A 1,787-nucleotide genomic window follows, 5' to 3' on the forward strand; every position below is an offset into this window, starting at 1 on the left:
GGCGGAGCTGAGATGTTGCACCGCCGACACCAGCGCCATGAAGCCGGCCCGCTCTGCGGTNNCGGGCGCGCGGAAAAAAGCGGCACCGTTGGCGACCATGCGGATGCCGACGAAGGTCATGAAGAAGGGGAACAGCCCCAGCACCGGCATCCAGGGCCGGTAGCCGATGAAGGCGGCGAAGATCACGACGCTCAACCCCACCGTCGCTGCGAAGGTGATGGCGCTGGAACCGTGGCGGTCGACCAGCCGCCCGGCCCGGCGCGAGGCGAAGAAGCTCAGCGTGCCGCCTGTCAGGTAGACCAGGCTCAGATGGTCGCGCGGGAAGCCCAGGTTGCCCTGCACATAAGCGGCGATGTTGGGGACGATCATGAATTGCTGGACCTGCACCAGCGCCACGGTGGCGTAGGCCAGCCAGACCTTGCGGCGCGACAGCAGCAAGGTCATCCGCAACCAGGCTCCGCTGCCCGTCCCGGCCGTCAGATGGTCCCGTTGCGGCGGCAGGATGGCGATGGCGGCGATGACGACGATCAGCCCGGCGAAGGCCACCGCGAAGAAGGGCAACCGCCAGCCACCATAGAGCGCCAGTTCCAGCCCCACCGGAACCCCGGCGATGGCCGACAGCGAGAAGGCGGACATCACCGCTCCCATCGCCTGCCCGCGCCGTTGCGGTGCGACCTGATCGGTCAGCGTGGCGATGGCGACTGCGACCGCAGGCCCCCCGAACAGCCCCGCCAGCACGCGCGCGGCCAGCAGCGAATGGAAGTCCCAAGCCAAGCCACCCAAGGCGGTGGAGACGATCAGCCCGGCCATCGTGACGGCAAGTGCCCGGCGCCGGTCGAAACGGTCGAGCAGCATCGACCCGATCAGCCCGGCCAATGCCGCGGCAGCGGTGTAGCTGCCGCCGATGTAACCGATATGCGCCGCCGGAATGCCGAGCGCCCGTGCGAAGTCGGGGCCGAGCGGCATCACCATCATGAAGTCGAGGATGTTGACGAACTGCACCGCAGCGATGACCAGCGCGATGCGGCGTTCGCCTGGTGTCAGCGCCATGGGGGCCGCAGAGTTTGTGGCCTGGGACAAGATGATGGCTCCGGCGGAGGCAAAAAGCGCGGATTGCAGGATTGTGCCGCATGGTAGCAGCCGCGGCCTGCCCTTCCCAACCGCCGGGGGCATGCAACGCAAGCGGAGCAGATAGGACGTAATCTCAACTGAATCTGTCTTCAATCTTCAAAAAAATGCATGATTCGTACAAAAACCGGGTGATGGAGGCTTGGCGAGTTGCGCGTGCGGCGTGTACCATCGCGACCCCACCGTCGGCAGCGCACAGCAGAAGCTGCAGGCCTCCAGCGTCTCCGGCGACAGGCCGCGCACCGCCCAGTCGCCATAGGCGCCGCGCCGCGCCTGCTCCAGATAGGCGCCGTTGATGTCGGTGCCGAGGATGTGGACCTGCCAGCCTTCCAACTGGGCGGCGAAATGCTGCTTCAGCAGGATTTCGATGCTGTAGGCCTCCGGCCCGATGGAACAGCCGGCGCTCCAGATCCGCAGCAGGCGGCTCGACTGGTTGCGGCGCAGGCATTCGGGAATGGCGACGGCGCGGAGCGCGTCGAACTGCTCGATGTAGCGGAAGAAGAAGGTCTCCCCCACCGCCAGCTCATTGATCAGTCCCTGGTATTCCGCACCACCCGGCCCCTCCGCCTCCAGCGCCGCCAGATAGCCGGCGACGGTGGCGATGTGGCCGAAGGGAAGCCGCCGGTTGATCCGCTCGGCGAAGGCGGCGTCCTGTCGGC

General features: G+C 67.1%; 2 protein-coding genes. Both read right to left on the minus strand.

All coding sequences use genetic code 11. The annotated features are described in order from the left end of the window. The coding region (locus I71_RS18555) for an MFS transporter (protein ID WP_042696318.1) at nucleotides 1-1,050 on the minus strand (1,050 nt) is incomplete at its 3' end. A 177-nt stretch (nucleotides 1,051-1,227) separates the two neighbouring features. Beyond that, nucleotides 1,228-1,787 (minus strand): protein-glutamate O-methyltransferase CheR (locus I71_RS18560; RefSeq protein WP_042696319.1); only part of this gene is annotated, 560 nt, incomplete at its 5' end.

The organism is Azospirillum sp. B506, from assembly GCF_000333595.1.
GTDB lineage: Bacteria > Pseudomonadota > Alphaproteobacteria > Azospirillales > Azospirillaceae > Azospirillum.